At 47.4% G+C, this 745-nt stretch carries 1 protein-coding gene; it reads left to right on the top strand.

The window, feature by feature from the left end:
* Positions 1-745: ATP-dependent DNA helicase (locus R7Q48_RS27005; RefSeq protein ID WP_318133324.1), on the top strand; the 745-nt coding region annotated here is incomplete at both ends.

Below are 745 nucleotides of genomic sequence, written 5' to 3'. Positions count from 1 at the left end.
CGAATCCGACCCAACATTGTTGACTCAATTGGTGAAGGTGAGGTCTTGGTCCTCAGAGACAAAAACCGGTGACTTAGGTGATTGTGAAGATTTGCCTGAAGACAGCATGATCATCCCAACGATTACCTCGACAAACGATAACTGTTTGGGGAAAGAGTGTCCCAGTTATGCCGATTGTTTTGTCTTGAAAGCTCGTAAACGTGCAATGGATTCTGACATCGTCGTGGTGAACCATCACTTGTTTCTCGCGGATTTAGCCATCAAAGAGACAGGTTTTGGTGAGTTGATCCCAGAAGCCGATGTCTTTATTTTCGACGAAGCTCATCAGCTACCAGACATTGCCAGTGAATATTTCGGGCAATCGGTATCGAGTCGCCAAATTCATGACCTCGCCAAAGACATTGAAATCGCGTATCGCACCGAAGCAAAGGACATGCGTCAGCTGCAAAAAGTTGGGGATAAACTACTTCACAGTGCGATGGATATGCGCATCGTTCTGGGTGAGCCGGGTTTTCGTGGCAACTGGCGAGAAGCGATGCAGTCTGAATCCATTAAGCGCGAATTGGTTCGTTTAACTGACAGCCTAGATCTGGCGATTGATGTGCTCAAATTGGCACTTGGTCGCAGCCAATTGTTGGATACGGCTTTTGAGCGTGCGAACTTGATCAAAGGTCGAATCGATCGTGTGTGTGATGTTGACATCACCGGCTACTCTTACTGGTACGATACGTCACCGCGTCATTTT

The sequence above is a fragment of the Vibrio sp. 378 genome, assembly GCF_033339435.1.
This window is presented reverse-complemented; position numbering and strand designations above follow the sequence as displayed.